A 17,306-nucleotide genomic window follows, 5' to 3' on the forward strand; every position below is an offset into this window, starting at 1 on the left:
GCTCGGCAGCTGTTTTTTATAGGCTTGTAGAATGTTTGGGTTGGACTTTTTGCTCAGGATAGATATGGTTAATGGCATTGTTGACAGCAGTAGGTGCCTCGCCTAGCCCAGTCGCAATCAGATCAATCTTGCCCTCGTAGCTGCAGCAGTCTCCGGCTGCATAGATACCTGGCACAGAAGTTTCTTGCTTGCTGTTTACCAAAATCTTGTGACGGTTGAGCTCCAAGCCCCAATCTTTGAGATTGCCGACAGAGGATTTAAAACCGTAGTTGACAAAGAGATGATCTAGAGGCAGGTTCTGGCTTTCCTCTCCCTTGACTTGGCTGATTTCCAAGTGGGTTATCTTGCCATTTTCGCCAACCAATCGACTGGGTACAAATGGTGTCTTAATCTCAACACTAGAAGCCTTGAGTTCTTCCACACTATGTTCTAAAGCCCGGAAGTTGTCCCGACGGTGAACCAGACTGGTTTCTGCAATCTTTTCAAAAGCTAGTGCCCAGTCAACAGCTGAGTCGCCGCCTCCCAGAACGACAACCTTTTTGCCAGCGTACTGGCTGATGTTTGAAACATGATAATGGAGGTTATTGTAGCTTTCAGCATCGTCTAGTTCCAAAGCTCTCGGTTTGAAAGCACCACCTCCCATGGCGATGATAATGGTTTTGGTCTGATGCAGCCCTTTAGAAGTCGTGATGGTGAAGCCATCATCAGATTTAACGATATCCAGAACCGTTTCATTGAGGCAAATCTCAGTCTGGAAAGTTTCCAGCTGCTCAATCAGACGCTGTGTCAGCTCTTCGCCACTTAGATTGGTAAAGCCTGGTACATCCAGAATCTTCTTCTCTGGATAGAGAATGGCCGGCTGACCACCCAGCTGAGGCAGGGAATCAATGATTTTAACCTTGGCTTGGCGCAAATGAGCGTAAAAAGCTGCGAATAGGCCAACTGGACCGCCGCCGACAATCGTAATATCATACAGTTCAGACATAATCTTCCTCAATCTTTTTAAAATAAACTAGCATTATTGTACCACAAAAAGGGGTTGAAATGTAAGCAAATGTTTTAAAGACATCTTAAAAGCCCCTGATGGGGCTTAAAATTAGATCGCAAATAAATCATTGAGGTTTTCAGCCAACGTTGGGTGGGTGAAGATTTGCTTGCTCAAGTAGGTGTAAGGAATCTTATTATCCATGGCTACAGTCAGGATATTGATAATTTCCTGAGCTCCAGCTGAGAAGATTGTTGCTCCGACGATTTCCTTGGTTTCAGTGTTGACAACGGCCTTGAAGGCACCGCGTAAGTCAGCATTGACATGTCCACGAGGCATTGCTGCGACTGGAATCTCCTTAACTGCAATCGGCAGGCCTTGCTCTTGGGCTTCCTTTTCAGTCAATCCGATTTGAGCCAAAGGTGGTGTGATGAACATGCTGGTAGGGACGTTTTTACGGTCTTCCAGTGTGTAGCTGCCATCGCCAGCCAGATAGCTATAAAGGATACGGAAGTCATCCAGTGAGATATAAGTGAACTGCAGGCCGCCATTGACATCGCCTGCTGCAAAAACGCCAGGTACAGATGTTTCCAAGTGCTTGTTGACCTTGATAGCTCCGCGCTCTGTCAGCTTGATATCTGTATTTTCTAACTGCAGTGGCTCAACATTCGGCTTGCGACCGGTAGCATAGAGCAGGGCATCAAAGCAGAATTCTCCATCCTCCGTCACAACCACAACTTCATCACCATCATTTTTAATCTGCTTGGTTTGCACATTTTGCAGGAGCTGGATTCCGTCTTCTTCCATGTATTGCTTAGCTAGAGCAGCGATAGAAGGCTCTACTCGAGGGAGAAAGACAGGAGCAGCATCCAGCACAGTCACCTGGCTACCCATTTTATTGTAGAGTCCAGCGAATTCTAGGCCGATGTTACCGCCACCCAGAACTCCTAAGCGTTTAGGAAGTTCCTTCAAATTTTGGATGCCGGTTGAGTCATAGACATGTTCGGTCTCAGTCAGTCCTGGAATTGGCAGGACATTGGAAACAGCACCAGTATTGATGACAATAGTCTCAGCAGTCAGTTCCTCTTTCTCATCGCCAACTGTGATTTCGATGACTTTATTGGAAAGGAAATGAGCTTCCGCATCAATGATGTCGACACCAGCGCCACTGATTGCTGCGTAGTTCTTTCCATTGAGACGGCTGGTTACAGCATTCTTCTCAGCCATGACTTGGTCGAAAGCCAGGCCTTTTTCAGCTGCGACAAGCAGGGTCTTGGTTGGAATGCAGGCGATATTGATACAGGTTCCCCCGTACATAGCCTTGCTTCGCTCAATCAAAGCAACTTTTTTTCCTTGGGCCGCCATTTTGGCTGCCAATGTTTTACCGGCCTTACCAAAGCCGATGACAATTAAATCATAGGTTAACATAAACTACCTCCATTTTTCAAAAAGATTGTATCACATCCAGTCAGAAATTGCTTATTTCTGCTACGCTTTTTTTCTTCAGTATTTTTAGTCATGCTTTTTATACAAACTGTCCATTTTTTGAGCAAGGTTTTCGCAGTTCCATTCAGTCTGTGTTATACTAAGTTTCGTTATTTATTTTAGGAGGGTGAAATGTCTATTATTACAATGATTTTGGCAAGCTTGGTTGCCTTGGAATTTTTCTACATCCTGTACTTGGAGACCATTGCGACGACTTCTGCAGCAACAGCTCGGGTTTTCGGCATGTCGCAAGAGGAGTTGGAGCAGCAGTCGGTCAATACACTTTTCAAAAACCAAGGAGTTTATAACGGGCTGATAGCTGTTTTGGTCTTGATTGCGGCCTTTGTACAGCCTAGTCCGGTTTGGCTGGGAATTTTTATGGTTTATATCATCTTGGTAGCAGCTTATGGTGCAGTGACCAGTGACCCGAAAATCCTGTTCAAGCAGGGAGGGCTGGCTATGCTGACCCTGCTTAGTTTATTTTTCTAAATAGAGTGAGGAAAATTGATTTCCCACTCTTTTTTTATATAATGATTGACTTTTTTGTTAGACAAGTGTAGAATTAAAATAGAAATAGCATTAATTTAGAAAGCGCGTGGAAACGATGAAAAGATCTATTAAACGTTTGCCAGACGGGGAATTTACTATTTTAAAGGTAATTTGGCAGCTGCCTACCCCGACGACCTCTGCCCGTATCATGGAAAGGCTGGGACCAGACAATCACTGGAAGCCCCAGACTTTGCTGACAGTCTTGGCTCGCTTGACTGAAAAGGGCTTTTTAGAAAGTGTCCGCAAGGGGCGTGAAAGACAGTATACAGCCTTGATCTCAGAAGATGAGTATCTGGAAGTTGAGGCTTCGGATTTCTTGAAGCGTCACAGCGGCCGTTCAATGGGCGGTTTTGTCAAAACACTCTTTTCTTCTAACTCCTTTTCGGAAAATGAATTGGATGAGCTGCGTAGTTTGCTCAACCAAGGAAAGTAGGATGGAGGGATAAGCATGAAACAGTTCCTTCTTTCTTTTCTGCTGACCAGTTTGTTGACATCCATTTTGGTGCTTTTGCTTAGTCTGCTTTTTACGGCCTTTAAGACTAAGATTTCGGTCAGAGTGAAGTATTTTATTTGGTTTCTGATATTGCTAAGTTTTCTGTTTCCGTTCCGTCCTCAGTTTGGCTCAGGCCTGATTCGGCTGAATACAGGATCGGTAGTTCAGACAGCAGTGACTGCTACCCAGACAGGTGGAGCTCAGGGTGCTTCTCCAGCAGTTGAAAAAGCTGCCCAGCCAAATCTGTGGGAGGCTTTTCTGGGCTTACCTTGGTTTGAAATTCTCTTTGCCATCTGGCTGATTGGCTTTGTCTTTAGTATAGGAAGATACGCTTATTCTTATATTCGCTTCAGAAAGATGCTGAAGCGCTGGGGCACGGAGTTTCAGGACGAAGAAGCGATGGCTCAGCTGCGGGCTGTTCAGCAGGAGATGGGAGTTAAGGGCCAGATTCGTCTGCTCCACTATCCTATGTCCCAAAGTCCTATGTTGCTAGGTTTCAGAGATATTTTAATCGTGCTTCCAGAACTTGACTACACAGAAGAAGAGCTGCAGCTGATTTTCAAGCATGAGCTGACCCACTACAAACACCGAGATGTTTTAATCAATCTCTTAGGGATTTTTGCCAAGAGTCTGCACTGGTTTAATCCGGTTGTCCGCTTTGCCTGCCGTGAAACCCAGGAAGCAGGAGAGATGTACTGTGACCATGATGTTCTAAGCAGCAAAGATACGGAGTATCGTACTTTCTACGGTGAAACGATTTTGACCATGATAGATCGCAGTAAGAAGACCCCAATTGCCCTGACGACCTGCTTTTACTCTGACAAGTTTAATCTCAAGCGGCGGATTGTCGGCATTATGGATAACCGCCTACCTAAGAGGTTTCTGTCTGCTGCCTTTGTAGTAGCAGTTCCTCTCCTTTTGCTCTTGACTAGCTCAGTCTTTGCTCTAGAAAGCCCAGCTGCTCAACAAAGCCGACCTGTGGCGGGTCAAAAACAGCCCCAGGGACTCAGTCAGCGTCAGGCACTAGCATCCGTCTTAAAAGAGCTGTCTCTTTCTGAAAAAGATATTAAAGATTTACAAATTTCGCGTGAGAAAGACACTTATAAGATTCGCTTCTCTCACGGGCAAACGGCCCATGAAACCATTGTCAATGCTAAGGATGGAAAACTGGTCAAATCCAAGCAGCATACCATTGTCGAAAAGACAGTAACGGTTGAAAAAGAAGTCAGTCCATCCTCGTCAGCTGCATCAACTCCAGCTGAAAACAGCGCTACTGCAAGCGCAGGGAATACGGGAGCAGCGGGCTCGACCGGAGCAAATACTGGAGCTAGTACAGCGACAGTTCAAGCTCCGTCTCAGAACAGTTCCTCTCATACGACAGACACCGATGATCCGGACGATGATGATGACCATGATGACGATTAAATAGAGGATTCTGCCAGTTTAAGTTTCTTAAAAGCTTAGACTGGTAGAATTTTATTATCTTCTCAAAGGGGGATTTGGCAATCCTCCAAGAGCAGTTAGTCATCAGTTTATCCTTTATTTTAGGTCGATTTTGCTTACAGTTTGCACTTCGTTTCCTAATGCTAAAAAAACTGGAAGATTATTTATCTTTTTTCTTGACATTTATAAACGACAATTGTAGAATATAGTTATAAACTACATTTGTAGAATGTTTTTGAAAAATACTGCTTGGAAAGGAGAAGAAAGAAAGCTTATCCAGACGCTTGTAGGTGTAGAGCGGAAGCTCTATTTCTTTTAAAAGCACAAACTACATTTGTAGAATTAAAGGAGAATCCAAATGAAACAAAAGCAAATCCAAACAAACTTCCAACGAATCGAAACGAAGTATATTCTTGATCGGCCGATGTTAAATCGTCTTGAAGCTGACATGAGACCGTACCTCACCGCAGATGATTATGCGACATCAACCATTTCCAATGTGTATTTTGATAATGATGAGTTCCAGATGATTCAGGATTCCATTGCCAGAAAAGGTGGTCGTGAAAAGATGCGGATGCGCACTTATGCTGAGCAGCCGAATGATGATAGTCAAGTTTTCTTGGAAATCAAGAAGAAACGTGATGAAGTAGGCTTCAAATACCGTTTAGTTTCCAATCCTCTCTCTGTGACCAACTATATTGTGAATGGTGTGGCAGACCATACTATTTCTGATGACCGGGTCAAGGCAGAAGTAGAACAGTTACAGGAGCGCTATCTAGACTTGAAGCCAAAAATGGTGATTAGTTATGACCGCTACTCTATGAGAGGCTTGGAAGATAAAAAGGTACGTGTGACAGTTGATTCCAACATCCGCTACCGAGATTATGATGTAGATTTAGCTTCAGGTCGCTATGGACTGCCCTTGCTGGAAGATGACAAGGTGATTATGGAAATCAAGGTTCCTGGTCAATATCCTCAGTGGCTGGCTGATATTCTGAACAAATACGGCCTTGAAGACCAGTCCTTCTCAAAATACGGCAAAGCCTACCTGCAAACTAAAGAAAGGCTGACTCAAACAGTCAAGGCCTAAGGGGGTAGTCTATGCTTGATCAGTTATTTAACAGTATCTACTCCTCCACGGAGGTCAAGATTAATCCTTTAGCATTGATTTTTTCACTAGCAACTAGTGTGGTTTTGGGAATTATCTTAGCCAAGGTCTATAAGCGGCAAACCATTTATACCAAGGAATTTGTCGTCACCCTCTCCCTTTTGCCAGCTATTATTTCCATTATCATCTTCTTGGTTAATGGAAATCTGGGGACCAGTGTCGCCGTAGCAGGGACTTTCAGCTTGATTCGTTTCCGGTCGGCTGCAGGTGGCTCCAAGGAGCTCCTAGCTATCTTTATGGCGACGGCTATTGGGATTACAACAGGAATGGGATTTGTAGCATTGGGAATTGTCTTTACTCTAGCTATTTCAGGCATTTGGATGCTCTTTGAAAAGATGAGCTTTACTTCAGTCAGTCAGACCAGACGTTATGTTCAGGTTCAAGTTCCAGCTGACTTTGATTACGAAGTACTCTTTGATGCTATCTTTGAAACGGCTTGTAAATCAGCTGAACTGACCTCTCTCAAGTCGGCTGAAAAGAAGTCTATCAAGCTAGACTATGTCGTTGACTTGAATCCTGACATGAGCGAAAGAGAGCTCATTCAGCAGTTCCTGTTCTACGATAAGGTTCAGGACATTTCCCTTTCCAAAGCCGCTAAGAAGCGTAAAACATTATAAAGCACTAAAGACCAGCTGCAATATGCCAGCTGGTCTTCTTAGTCTAAAAAGAAGTGGAAATACATCCAAGTTACAGAAAAAACTTGACACTCTTTTCTATATGTGGTATGATTATATAGATTTTGGACTTGAAGGGAGTGAAAAAAATGTCAAAAACAGTAGTACGCAAGAATGAATCACTTGATGATGCACTTCGTCGTTTCAAACGTGCGGTTACTAAAGCTGGTACTCTTCAAGAAACACGCAAACGTGAATTCTATGAAAAACCTTCTGTAAAACGCAAACGCAAATCAGAAGCAGCTCGTAAACGTAAAAAATTCTAATTGAACAAAAAAGCAGACTCCGGTCTGTTTTTTGTTTTCACTCTTTGGAGAGAAGGGGATGATTGTGATCAATAGGCAAGAAAAAAACACTGATTTTCATCAGTGAATTCTCTTTATTTTTTCTCAGCCAACAAAGCTTTGATTTCTTGCAGGACTTCCAATTCAGTTGGTCCAGCAGCTTCTTCGGCAGCTTCCTCCTTCTTCTTAGCAAGGCTCTGTGCTTTTTCAGCAGACTTAACGATGAAGAAGAGAACAGTACCGATTACCAAGAAGTTAATCACGGCGCTCAAGAAGTTACCATAAGCAATCCCGTTCCATTTCAATTGAGAAATTTGCTCCAAGTTTGCAGCTTTCAAAATTGGATTGAGGAAGAGAGGAGTGATTACGTCAGTAATCAAAGAAGTGACGATTGCTCCAAAGGCGTTGGCGATGATCACACCGACTGCCAAATCAATCACGTTCCCGCGCAACAAGAATTCTTTAAGATCCTTTAACATTCTTTCTTTCCTTTCAAGAATTTATTAATGATATTATATTATAGCTTATTTATATGACAACTACAAGATATTTGCTTGTCAAATATTTTACATTTGCTTCATTTTAGTATAAAATATAGAATGATATTCTATGATAAATTGGAGGTATTGTCTCTTGATTGATAAAGAAATCATTTCTGAAATTAAAAACAGCGTCAATATCGTCGATGTCATAGGAGAAACAGTGGCCTTGACTAAGGCTGGGCGGAATTTTCTGGGACTCTGTCCCTTTCATGGCGAAAAGACGCCCTCTTTTAACGTTGTAGAGGATAAGCAGTTTTATCACTGTTTTGGCTGCGGCAAGTCGGGCGATGTCTTCAAATTCATTGAGGATTATCGAGGCGTTTCCTTTATGGATGCTGTGCAGATTGTAGCAGAACGGGCAGGGATTCCTTTGGCTGTGGAGACAGCGGGCAATGACCGACCGAGACAAAGCCATCCGCATCAGGCGCTCTACGATATCCATACCGAGGCAGCCAAGTTTTATCATGCGGTCTTGATGACGACCAAGATGGGAGAGGAAGCTCGGGCTTATCTCTACCAGCGGGGGCTGACAGATGATGTTCTTAAGCATTTTCAAATCGGGCTGGCTCCTAATGAGGGGAATTATCTTCATAAGAGTATGGTTGGCAAGTTTGATGAGAATACCATCATGAACTCGGGCCTCTTCAATCTGGCGGAGAATAATTTGGTCTATGATGCCTTTCAAAACCGGATTATGTTTCCCTTGACCAATGATAGTGGGCAGGTTGTGGCCTTTTCCGGTCGGATTTGGCAAGAGGCGGCTTCAGATGGTCATCAGGCCAAGTATAAAAACAGTCGCAGCACCGCTATTTTCAATAAAAGCTACGAGCTCTATCATCTGGATAAGGCCAAGCCGGTTATCAAGAAGAACCATGAGGTCTATCTGATGGAAGGCTTCATGGATGTGATTGCGGCTTATCGGGCCGGGATTGAAAATGCGGTTGCCTCGATGGGAACAGCTCTGACGCCTGAGCATGTTCAGCATCTGAGTAAGTATTGCAAGAAGATTATCCTGTCTTACGATGGAGATAGGGCAGGGCAAGCAGCGACTGCTAAGGCTTTAGATGAGCTGAGAGATATGACGGTGGAAATTGTTCGGATTCCAGATAATTTGGATCCGGATGAATTTCTAGCTAAAAATTCTGAAGAAGATTTGCAGCATTTGCTGAGCAAAACGCGAATAAGTAATGTGGAGTTTCTGCTGCATCATCTGAAACCAGATAATATTGAAAATCTACAGGCTCAGATTGAGTTTGTAGAGAAGATGGCGCCGATTATTGCGAAGACCAAGTCCATCACAGCTCAGAACTCCTATATTTACATGCTGGCTGAGTTGCTGCCGGACTTTGACTATCAGCAGGTGGAGCAGACGGTAAATAACAGTCGGCTTGCTGAGCGCTCTAGTCGCAGTCAGGAGGCGCCGATTCAGCAGTCTCAACCAGCCGTCATGCAGTTTTCGCCTTCGAACCGGCTGAGTCGGCTCATGAGGGCGGAAAATCATATCTTCCACCGCATGATACATCATCCTTTGATTTTGAACCAATACCGTCTGAGAGAAGATTTTGTCTTTGACTCGGAAGAATTGCAGGCCTTGTATGAGATTTTACTGGCAAATGGCGAGGTGACACCGCAGGATTTGTCCCAGCTGCCGGATCATGCCCAGCAGGCTTGGTACCGCGTCTTGGAAGAAGACTTGCCGGATGAGGTTTTGGAAGATGAATTGAAAGAAGTGGAAGAAACCAGAGAGCGGGAGATTTTGCGCAAGCATAATCAGTTTATTAGTAAGAAGATTCGAGAAGCCTCTCACAGCGGAGATACGGATACAGCCCTGTCTGAGCTGGAGCGCTTGATTGAGCAAAAAAGAAGAATGGAGTAGGAATGGCTACAAAACAAAAAGAAGTAACAACATTAGACGTTCAAATTGCAGAATTTATCCGCAATCACAAGCAGACAGGGGTTGCGACAGATGATGAGATTAATGACCAACTGGTCATTCCTTTCACTTTGGACGCTGATGGGATTGAGGATTTGCTGCAGCGCATCCAGGATGCTGGTATCTCAATTACAGATAAGGAAGGAAATCCCAGCGCGCGCGTCTTAAATAACGAAGAGGAAGAAGCAGAGCTGACGGATGAAGAGCTCTTGGGCAGCAATTCAGCCAAGGTCAATGACCCAGTCCGCATGTATCTGAAAGAAATCGGGGTTGTGCCCCTTCTCAGCAATGAAGAAGAGCAGGAGCTGGCTATCTTGGTAGAACAGGGAGACTTGGAAGCCAAGCAGCGTCTGGCTGAGGCCAATCTTCGTCTGGTTGTTTCCATTGCTAAGCGCTATGTCGGCCGTGGTATGCAGTTCCTTGATTTGATTCAGGAAGGAAATATGGGGCTGATGAAAGCAGTTGATAAGTTTGACTACACCAAAGGATTTAAGTTTTCAACTTATGCGACTTGGTGGATTCGTCAAGCCATTACCCGTGCGATTGCTGACCAAGCTCGGACTATTCGGATCCCGGTCCACATGGTGGAAACCATTAACAAGCTAGTCCGTGAGCAACGCAATCTCTTGCAGGAATTAGGTCAAGACCCGACACCAGAGCAAATTGCTGAGCGGATGGATATGACACCGGACAAGGTTCGTGAGATTCTCAAGATTGCTCAAGAGCCAGTTTCTCTGGAGACCCCTATCGGTGAGGAAGATGACAGTCATCTGGGAGACTTTATCGAAGATGAAGTAATTGAAAATCCAGTCGACTACACAACTCGTGTCGTTCTTCGTGAGCAGCTGGATGAGGTCTTGGATACGCTGACAGACCGTGAGGAAAACGTCTTGCGTCTGCGCTTTGGTCTGGACGATGGAAAAATGCGGACCCTGGAAGATGTCGGCAAGGTCTTCAATGTCACCCGCGAGCGGATTCGCCAGATTGAAGCCAAAGCCCTACGTAAACTCCGCCATCCAAGCCGCAGCAAACCACTCAGAGACTTTATCGAAGATTAAGAAGTGAAGAGCGCAAGAAGGGGCAGAAATTTTTCATTAGGAAGCGTTAAGTCGGCAATCCTAGCTGAAAAACAAAGGCCCCCTCAAGATAACTTGAACTTTTTCCATATCTATAAGGAGGATATTGCATGTCAGAACAAAAATACAGCCCTGAAGAAGTTGAAAAGATTAAAACACGTATTTTAGAGAGCTTGGAGCAAGTCATTGACCCTGAGCTGGGGATTGATATTGTCAATCTAGGTCTAATCTATGAAATCCGTTTTGATGAGACCAATGGAGAAACGGAAATCGATATGACCCTGACAACCATGGGATGCCCTCTGGCGGATCTTCTGACTGACCAGATCTATGATGCTATGTCAGATGTTCCGGAGGTTACCAAGACTGATGTTAAGTTGGTTTGGTACCCAGCTTGGACGGTGGAAAAGATGAGCCGTTATGCTCGAATTGCTTTGGGGATTCGCTAAGAACTAATAGTAAGTAATGGCCTGCTGCGTGCAGGCTTTTGCTTTCTTTAGTAGATTCTGTTATAATGTTCTTATTGTCTTGGGGTCGTTACGGATTCGACAGGCATTATGCGGCACATTTTGCAACTCATCTAGCGGATGTAAAACGCCAGTTAAATATAACTGCAAAAAATAACAATTCTTACGCTTTAGCTGCCTAAAAACCAGCCAGCGTGACCCGATTCGGATTGCTTGTGTCTGATGACAGGTCTTATTATGAGCAAGCTACGGCAAAATCTGGTCTAGGGATTTTGCAAGAGATTGATAGACTCGCTTGACTTGGGCTTGAGCTATGTGTCAAAGTGAAGTTAAATCAATACATAGCCTATGGTTGTAGACAAATGTGTTAGCAGGTGTTTGGACGTGGGTTCGACTCCCACCGGCTCCATTATTATTTCTTAAAACTTCTTAAACCGTTGATATTTCAACGGTTTTTGTTTTATTGTTTTTATTGTTTTCTAAACCTTTTTGAAAAAAGGAGTTATAAAAGGAGTTATAAAAGGAGTTACAAAAAGGAGGTATCCCTCCTAAAAGACTATATATTTTGCAAATCTTTCTCCGATATCGTCTTTTGCTTGCTTGGTGATGTGAGTATAGATGTTCATGGTCGTTTTTAAATCGGAGTGACCGAGCCTATGCTGTACTTGCTTCAAGGTCATGCCTGCTTCAAAGCACAGACTGGCATGCGTATGCCTGAAACCATGTATCTTGATTGGTCTAACCTTGCTATCTTTGACTATATCTAACAGCCATTTTCTAGGAAGCGTGCTAGGAATTGGCTTATTTAATTCGTTACCAAAAATATAATCTGAGCCAGTCGAACTTTTTTTGTACTCAGATAGCAGTTTTCGAGTTTTTGGATCAAGACTTATCAATCGCTTGCTGCTAGCTGTCTTGGTAGCGCCTATTTCTTCCCCTCCAAAACCTCTTGTGACGGCCTTGTTTATGTCCAGAGTGTTATCGTCCAGTCATCCCATTTAAGGGCTAAAACCTCACCTTTTCGAGCGCCTGTGAATGCTAAAAGACGGAACAAGGCAATCTTTCTGATGTCTCCTGTCTTGTCGACTAATTCTAGGAATGCTTTTAGCTCGTTCTTGTCGTAAAAGTCGCTAGTGCTATCATGTTGCTTCTTAACTGCAGTAGCTACACTATCCATTGGATTGGTGCTTGTGTAGCCATGTCGGACAGCGTACTTAAAAATATTATTCATCAGCCCTTTTAACTTGCGGCCATAGACCAACTTCTTAGACCAAGCGTTGACTTGTTCCTGCATCTGTATAGGTGTTATGCTGATTATCTTTTGGCTTCCTAATTCTGGGTATATATGGTTCTTGATATTTCTGTAAGTCTTAATATAGGTGCTTTCTTGCACGGTGTCATAGTATTCTTTTAGCCATTCTTCGGCCACTTCATAGACTGTTTTTTCAGTCTTGCTTTCTTCAGCCTTTTCCAGTTCTTCTTGTAGGTTTAAAATAGCAGCCCTGGGTTTAGCTTTGGTTGGAAATCCTCTGCGAGTTACATAACGGCTAGTGCCTTTTACTTTGCCCATATAGACAAGGATCATATAGGCCGTATCGCCATTTTTCTTCTTGTAAGACTTAATTTCCATTGATTTTCACCTCATTTCTTGATAAAATGGGTACAAGAAAACGACCTTTTGAATGCTTGTTTCTTATACAGTTTTTCCTCATGCTCTAAGTTTAGCGACAGCGGGCATGGGGATTTTTTATTTTCTTGCCGGTGTTTTATGCCAGTCATCAGGAAAACCTAAAGAACGATTGACAATATTGATGTTTAAAGAGGGGATTTTTCTATCTAGTTTGATAACTTTCTTTCTAAGAGTATTCCATAAAATATTGAAGCTAGCTTTGCTGATGAAACATTGGAGACTGATAATTGTTGAATATACAGTTTTTCTGCTGTCATCCCCCGTTAAAGTTGTTTCATTATGAATTGTTTTCCACAATGTACTATTGGAACGACATTTGAAGTTTAGTAATCGGTTGTTGTGAGCGCATTTGTTTCGAACCTCATTGATATTTTTCAAAAAGGATATTAATGTTTCAGGTGGGAAAACACCATCAAAGTCAGGTATGTTTGTCTTTATAAAACTCACCAAGTCTCGTGCAATTTTATTTTGAAGTTGCGGCGGTAAGTTTTCTATAATCGTACGTAAATCTCCAAAATCGAGATAGTCAGTCAGCACCCAGATAGGTACATCTGAATGAGTATGTGAGTAGTGGTAAATAGGATTTCCTTTGAACCGTTTATTTTTATTTACGATTTTTGATAGTTTGGATACGATAAACCCAACATCTAATATTTTGTTGTCAGCATAAGAATTTGTATTTAGATAAGCATATTTTTGATCCGGATAGGTTTCGGAGAATCTGTGAGCAGTAATGGATTTAATGTGATGCTCTGCTTCAAGGATAGCTTGCAGTATTGCCCGCTTAACACTTTTATCGAACGAATAAAGACTTGCAATTTCGTCAAATGTAACGCCTCCAAAATAAGTATCAGTGCCAGAGTGTTGAAAAAATTTACTGTATCCGTTGATAATATTGTAATAATTTTTGCTTAACAGATATTTAGCTGTCTTTGGTTCATCATTAATAATTAACCCTCTTTGTTTTAATATTTTAATCTGTTCTTCAATTCTTGTAAACGGCTTCAAAAAAACTCCCCCATTCTATTTAGAATGAAGGAGCTTCTCCGTATCGGTCCCCGTAGAGATACCGACTCTTTTTTCTCTAATAACATCATTCTAAATTATTTTTTTTTAAAAGTCAACACTTTTTAAAAACTTTTTACAAGTTGTCAACTTTTTTTGAAATTATGTCTAATTCTATAGAAATTTTATTAGCAGTAGTTATCCTATCAGACCCAAATATTCATCAATAACCATCATTTCATCTGTTACTGTTTTTAGCTTATGCTTTTGCATAAAGCGCAAGAAGTTAAATGATTGATGGTCGTCTGATGATGCGAGTTCTTCTAATAGCTTATGGATCATGTGCCTATTAGCTTCATTCTCGCAGCGCATGGCAGAGTGACGATAGATAGAGCAGATATGCTCTAAGTGCCCTAATTCGTGTAGCAATACTCTGTGGCGCTCTGCAGGCGATAAGGAGCTGTTCAAGAAAATAGTCCTTGTCTCTGCGTCATAGAAACCACGCCCAGCCCATTGGTCAGGCTCAAAAGTTTGGAGTGATACCTGGTATTGCTCCAAGAGTTCTTTTTCTTTATTCATAATCTCCCCTACCTAAACTTATTTCTTGCTATTGAGATAACCCTCTATGATGCCTTTTATGGCTCGCTTGTCGTCATCAGACAAAGGCTTGCCGTCAAACAGCATGATGCGGCCGTCCAAGTCGTCGAGTTCTATTTCGTGCTCTGGAGCTTTTTCTCCTGCGATAGCTGGGTTATCTGTCCGACCTAGTAGATAGTCGGTAGATACTCCGAAATAGTCTGCGATTTCTTGAAGACGGTCAGATTTTAAAGTTTTTTCTTTTAGTGAATAAAAATAATTTACACTATAACCTAAGTCTTCGGCAACTTTTTGTAGATTTATGTGCCGTTTATAGGATAGTTCTTTTATTTTTTCAAGTGTAGAAAACATTGTTGCAAAGCCCTTTCTTGGGTATGATAAAAAATATTTTATAAAAAGGTATTATTTTCTGTTAAAAAACAATGCTCTAGCGCAAAATAGTTTTTGCAAGTTTAAGATTTAGTAAAAATTTATCTAAAAATTAAATAGCTTTGACGAGCGCTTTTAATTGATAGATGTATTGTTTTATCAAGTCTTTTAATTATGCTTACATTTTATGCCTTAGTGTAAAAACTGTCAAGCGATATAACAAAAAAATTTTCTATTTCTTTAATTTTTAAATTAAGAAAGGAGAAAGTCCATGAGACCAAAACATTATTCGTCTAGCCAAAAGACTACACAGAGAGTAGAAAGAACAACAGTCGCTGAAGCTGTAGAAGCCGTCAAAAAAGCCCTGACATTGGTAGAAGTGGGGCTTTACTCACCTACTGGAGCAATGAGCGATCGAAATTTAATCGAGGAAGAGTTAGAAGACATGTGTGTTAAAGGAATATGTGAATAACTTCCTGAACCGCTACCTTATCATTCTCAAAAACCGAGTCTTTCCAAGCATTCAGAAAGGCACGAAAGTCTTTTAAGCCGTATAAATTTCTTAATTTCGGCAAAGTTTGGAAAAGATTAGGTTTTTTGAGAAAGATAGGGAAAAGCAGCGAAGCTAAAAATCTATTTTTCTCACGATCGATTGAATTGTTCTTCATGTAGAGAGTAATGTCTGAGTCATAGAAAATCAATTTTTTGTAATCGAAAGCCTCGCTATGGTTTTTAAACATCATAGCACTGTATGCGTCGTATCGCATTGTTTGATTATCAGTCGGCCAAACGGTATGAAGATTATATTGATGCAGAAAATAATGTGAAGACACTTCGCAGAGCACCTCTTCAAACCAAAACATATCATTGTTGATTTGATTGGCTTTGATATAGAAATGGCAAAGTTCGTGACCTATCTGAAAAACTGTTTGGGCAAGGCATTGATCTCCGCCAGTCGATAGAAAAATGATATGATTTTCCGGGAAAAGCATTGGGACGCCGGATAGTGGGCCGTTTACTATGATCAGTTTTTCCTTGGAAATATCCGGAAAAACTAAGTCGGCAATTGCAGCTGACTTCTTCGCTACTAGAGGAGTTGGTTTTTCATCAACGCCGTAAAAATAGAGCCAATCATTGCTATCTGGAATATTAAAACGGTACATATTAAAAACCTCGTTTTTATTTAATTATACCACGAAAAGAAAAGAGAATATATGAGCCAACAACACAAAAAATGAATCGAGTTGGTTAAGTAGCGGTTTAATGAAAAAGGTTGAAGTCATTCAGGCTCCATTATTTTAAAGTCTTTCTAAAACGTTGAGAAATCAGCGTTTTTTGCTTTTGCGATGTTCAGGAAATCTTGATTTCTGTCTGAAAAAGTAATACAATGATGTTAGTGATGACAAAGGAAATATTTGTATTTCTATTGGGTTGGTTTCATAAGTATTAAGGGAAGTTTGATATGAGTTTTTTTAAGAATCTGTTTGGTAAGAAGCGAGAGCAAGAGGAAGAGAAAGTAGAAAAGGTGGAAGAATCAGTGCTTGATGTGCCTGCTGAGGAACCTTTTCCGAGTGAGTGGGGATCTTTCTCGACCTATATTGATGACAAGTTGGCTAGTATCCGTCTGAATCTAGCTCTTGCTGATGAGGCACCCTATCCTCTCTATTCCTATGCTATGAGGCTCAAGGTAACGCTCCTCCAGTACGATGGGGAGACAGGTTTTCCATCTAGTGATGAGTTTAAAGAGCTGAATGTGATTGAGGACCGGCTTTCTGAGGCTTTGGGCCAGGTCGGTGGCATTCATGTTGGTGTGATTACGACAGATGGAAATATTGAGTTTTACTACTATCTGCAAGACAAGAAAAGCCATCTAGAGCCGATTGCAAACGTGATGCGCGACTTTCCAGACCGCCGCTATGACTCAGCAACCTTAGAAGACGAGGAATGGAATCAGTACTTTGACTTTCTCTATCCTAATGAATACGAGTATCAGACCATTCTCAACCAGCGGGTCTGGTACCAGCTGGAGCAGGACGGCGATGACCATAGTCAGGAGCGCGAGATTGACCATTGGGCATATTTTGCGTCTGAGGAAGATCGAGATGGTTTCCTAAAGGAAGTTGAAGAGTTGGGCTATAGCCTCGTATCTGCTGAAAAGATAGAAGATGCGGATAAACCATTTCAGCTGCACGTGGTTCGTATGGATACGACAGAAATCTTTGATTTGAACCAGAATGTTTGGACTTTGGTTGAATTTGTGAAAAAATTTAACGGAAACTATGGCGGTTGGGGCTGTAATGTGGTATAATGGTTAAAGTTTTGAGAAAGCTGGTCTTTCTCTTTTCTGGAAGATTACTCAAGAGGCTTAAGAGGCTGTGTTGGAAACGCAGTAGGCGTGTAAAAGCGTGCGTGGGTTCGAATCCCATGTCTTCCGTCATAAGTTGCAAGAAACGCTATTTGGCGTTTTTTCTATTTGAAAAGGTTATGAAAATAAGGTGATTCTTTTTGAAAATGAGTTTTTTGGAAATGCTTGAAAACAATTTCAG

18 protein-coding genes, 1 tRNA gene, 1 other RNA gene and 1 pseudogene are annotated in these 17,306 nt (G+C 42.0%); 13 read left to right on the plus strand and 8 right to left on the minus strand.

Translation table 11 applies throughout. The features are described 5' to 3' along the window. Window positions 1–16: 16 nt before the first annotated feature. A complete protein-coding gene (locus RSK81_RS04295; protein ID WP_268689392.1) occupies window positions 17–985 on the minus strand; it encodes an NAD(P)/FAD-dependent oxidoreductase in 969 nt (322 codons plus the stop codon). A gap of 111 nt (window positions 986–1,096) precedes the next feature. Beyond that, window positions 1,097–2,413: an FAD-containing oxidoreductase gene (locus RSK81_RS04300; protein ID WP_268689393.1), complete on the minus strand. Its 1,317-nt coding sequence runs from the start codon at window positions 2,411–2,413 to the stop codon at window positions 1,097–1,099. Window positions 2,414–2,602: 189 nt separating this feature from the next. Here RSK81_RS04300 and RSK81_RS04305 point away from each other — a divergent pair, with 189 nt between their 5' ends. The 6 genes from RSK81_RS04305 (at window position 2,603) to rpsU (ending at window position 7,063) form a co-directional block, all read left to right on the plus strand. Beyond that, window positions 2,603–2,959, plus strand: coding sequence for a DUF1304 domain-containing protein (locus RSK81_RS04305; RefSeq protein ID WP_268689394.1), 357 nt, complete (start codon window positions 2,603–2,605; stop codon window positions 2,957–2,959). Window positions 2,960–3,074: 115 nt separating this feature from the next. Further along, the gene (locus RSK81_RS04310) at window positions 3,075–3,452 is read left to right on the plus strand and encodes a BlaI/MecI/CopY family transcriptional regulator (protein ID WP_049547881.1); all 378 of its coding nucleotides are present in this window, start codon (window positions 3,075–3,077) and stop codon (window positions 3,450–3,452) included. Window positions 3,453–3,467: 15 nt separating this feature from the next. After that, window positions 3,468–4,937, plus strand: coding sequence for a M56 family metallopeptidase (locus RSK81_RS04315; protein ID WP_049547880.1), 1,470 nt, complete (start codon window positions 3,468–3,470; stop codon window positions 4,935–4,937). A 376-nt stretch (window positions 4,938–5,313) separates the two neighbouring features. Further along, a complete protein-coding gene (locus RSK81_RS04320) occupies window positions 5,314–6,045 on the plus strand; it encodes a polyphosphate polymerase domain-containing protein (protein WP_315687540.1) in 732 nt (243 codons plus the stop codon). 11 nt (window positions 6,046–6,056) lie between these two features. Continuing rightward, window positions 6,057–6,740 carry a DUF4956 domain-containing protein gene (locus tag RSK81_RS04325; protein WP_002910140.1) on the plus strand — a complete coding sequence of 228 codons (684 nt, stop codon included), beginning with the start codon at window positions 6,057–6,059 and terminating at the stop codon, window positions 6,738–6,740. 146 nt (window positions 6,741–6,886) lie between these two features. Then, window positions 6,887–7,063, plus strand: coding sequence for a 30S ribosomal protein S21 (gene rpsU, locus RSK81_RS04330; RefSeq protein WP_000048054.1), 177 nt, complete (start codon window positions 6,887–6,889; stop codon window positions 7,061–7,063). A 113-nt stretch (window positions 7,064–7,176) separates the two neighbouring features. On the opposite strand, the gene mscL is transcribed toward rpsU, so the two are convergent. Continuing rightward, the gene (mscL, locus tag RSK81_RS04335) at window positions 7,177–7,560 is read right to left on the minus strand and encodes a large conductance mechanosensitive channel protein MscL (protein WP_002910137.1); all 384 of its coding nucleotides are present in this window, start codon (window positions 7,558–7,560) and stop codon (window positions 7,177–7,179) included. 154 nt (window positions 7,561–7,714) lie between these two features. Between mscL and dnaG the strand changes: the two genes are divergently transcribed. The 4 genes from dnaG to ssrA all read left to right on the plus strand — a co-directional run bounded on the left by dnaG (window position 7,715) and on the right by ssrA (window position 11,511). Continuing rightward, window positions 7,715–9,499 carry a DNA primase gene (gene dnaG / locus RSK81_RS04340; RefSeq protein WP_315687541.1) on the plus strand — a complete coding sequence of 595 codons (1,785 nt, stop codon included), beginning with the start codon at window positions 7,715–7,717 and terminating at the stop codon, window positions 9,497–9,499. A gap of 2 nt (window positions 9,500–9,501) precedes the next feature. Further along, the gene (gene rpoD / locus RSK81_RS04345; protein WP_002897871.1) at window positions 9,502–10,614 is read left to right on the plus strand and encodes an RNA polymerase sigma factor RpoD; all 1,113 of its coding nucleotides are present in this window, start codon (window positions 9,502–9,504) and stop codon (window positions 10,612–10,614) included. Between the two features lie 128 nt (window positions 10,615–10,742). Further along, window positions 10,743–11,081 (plus strand): metal-sulfur cluster assembly factor, encoded by a 339-nt coding sequence (locus RSK81_RS04350; RefSeq protein ID WP_002897870.1) that lies wholly within the window; start codon window positions 10,743–10,745, stop codon window positions 11,079–11,081. A gap of 81 nt (window positions 11,082–11,162) precedes the next feature. After that, window positions 11,163–11,511, plus strand: a transfer-messenger RNA (tmRNA) gene (gene ssrA / locus RSK81_RS04355). Between the two features lie 136 nt (window positions 11,512–11,647). On the opposite strand, the pseudogene RSK81_RS04360 reads toward ssrA, so the two are convergent. From RSK81_RS04360 to RSK81_RS04375, 4 genes and pseudogenes are all read right to left on the minus strand, one after another. Beyond that, window positions 11,648–12,729 (minus strand): annotated as a pseudogene (locus RSK81_RS04360) (tyrosine-type recombinase/integrase). A gap of 117 nt (window positions 12,730–12,846) precedes the next feature. Next, a complete protein-coding gene (locus RSK81_RS04365) occupies window positions 12,847–13,797 on the minus strand; it encodes an Abi family protein (RefSeq protein WP_315687543.1) in 951 nt (316 codons plus the stop codon). A 195-nt stretch (window positions 13,798–13,992) separates the two neighbouring features. Next, a complete protein-coding gene (locus RSK81_RS04370) occupies window positions 13,993–14,373 on the minus strand; it encodes an ImmA/IrrE family metallo-endopeptidase (RefSeq protein ID WP_315687544.1) in 381 nt (126 codons plus the stop codon). A gap of 18 nt (window positions 14,374–14,391) precedes the next feature. Beyond that, window positions 14,392–14,742 (minus strand): helix-turn-helix domain-containing protein, encoded by a 351-nt coding sequence (locus RSK81_RS04375; RefSeq protein WP_125352066.1) that lies wholly within the window; start codon window positions 14,740–14,742, stop codon window positions 14,392–14,394. 289 nt (window positions 14,743–15,031) lie between these two features. On the opposite strand from RSK81_RS04375, the gene RSK81_RS04380 reads away from it, so the two are divergent. Continuing rightward, entirely contained in the window at window positions 15,032–15,232 is a 201-nt protein-coding gene (locus tag RSK81_RS04380) for a hypothetical protein (RefSeq protein WP_315687545.1), read from the plus strand. On the opposite strand, the gene RSK81_RS04385 is transcribed toward RSK81_RS04380, so the two are convergent. Beyond that, window positions 15,213–15,923 carry a hypothetical protein gene (locus tag RSK81_RS04385; RefSeq protein ID WP_315687546.1) on the minus strand — a complete coding sequence of 237 codons (711 nt, stop codon included), beginning with the start codon at window positions 15,921–15,923 and terminating at the stop codon, window positions 15,213–15,215. The genes RSK81_RS04380 and RSK81_RS04385 overlap by 20 nt on opposite strands. A gap of 299 nt (window positions 15,924–16,222) precedes the next feature. On the opposite strand from RSK81_RS04385, the gene RSK81_RS04390 reads away from it, so the two are divergent. Then, window positions 16,223–17,068 (plus strand): DUF695 domain-containing protein, encoded by an 846-nt coding sequence (locus RSK81_RS04390; RefSeq protein WP_268689398.1) that lies wholly within the window; start codon window positions 16,223–16,225, stop codon window positions 17,066–17,068. 38 nt (window positions 17,069–17,106) lie between these two features. Further along, window positions 17,107–17,194, plus strand: a tRNA-Ser gene (locus RSK81_RS04395). Window positions 17,195–17,306 lie beyond the last annotated feature (112 nt).

It is taken from the genome of Streptococcus sp. DTU_2020_1000888_1_SI_GRL_NUU_041A, assembly GCF_032387735.1.
Taxonomy (GTDB): Bacteria; Bacillota; Bacilli; order Lactobacillales; family Streptococcaceae; genus Streptococcus; species Streptococcus sanguinis.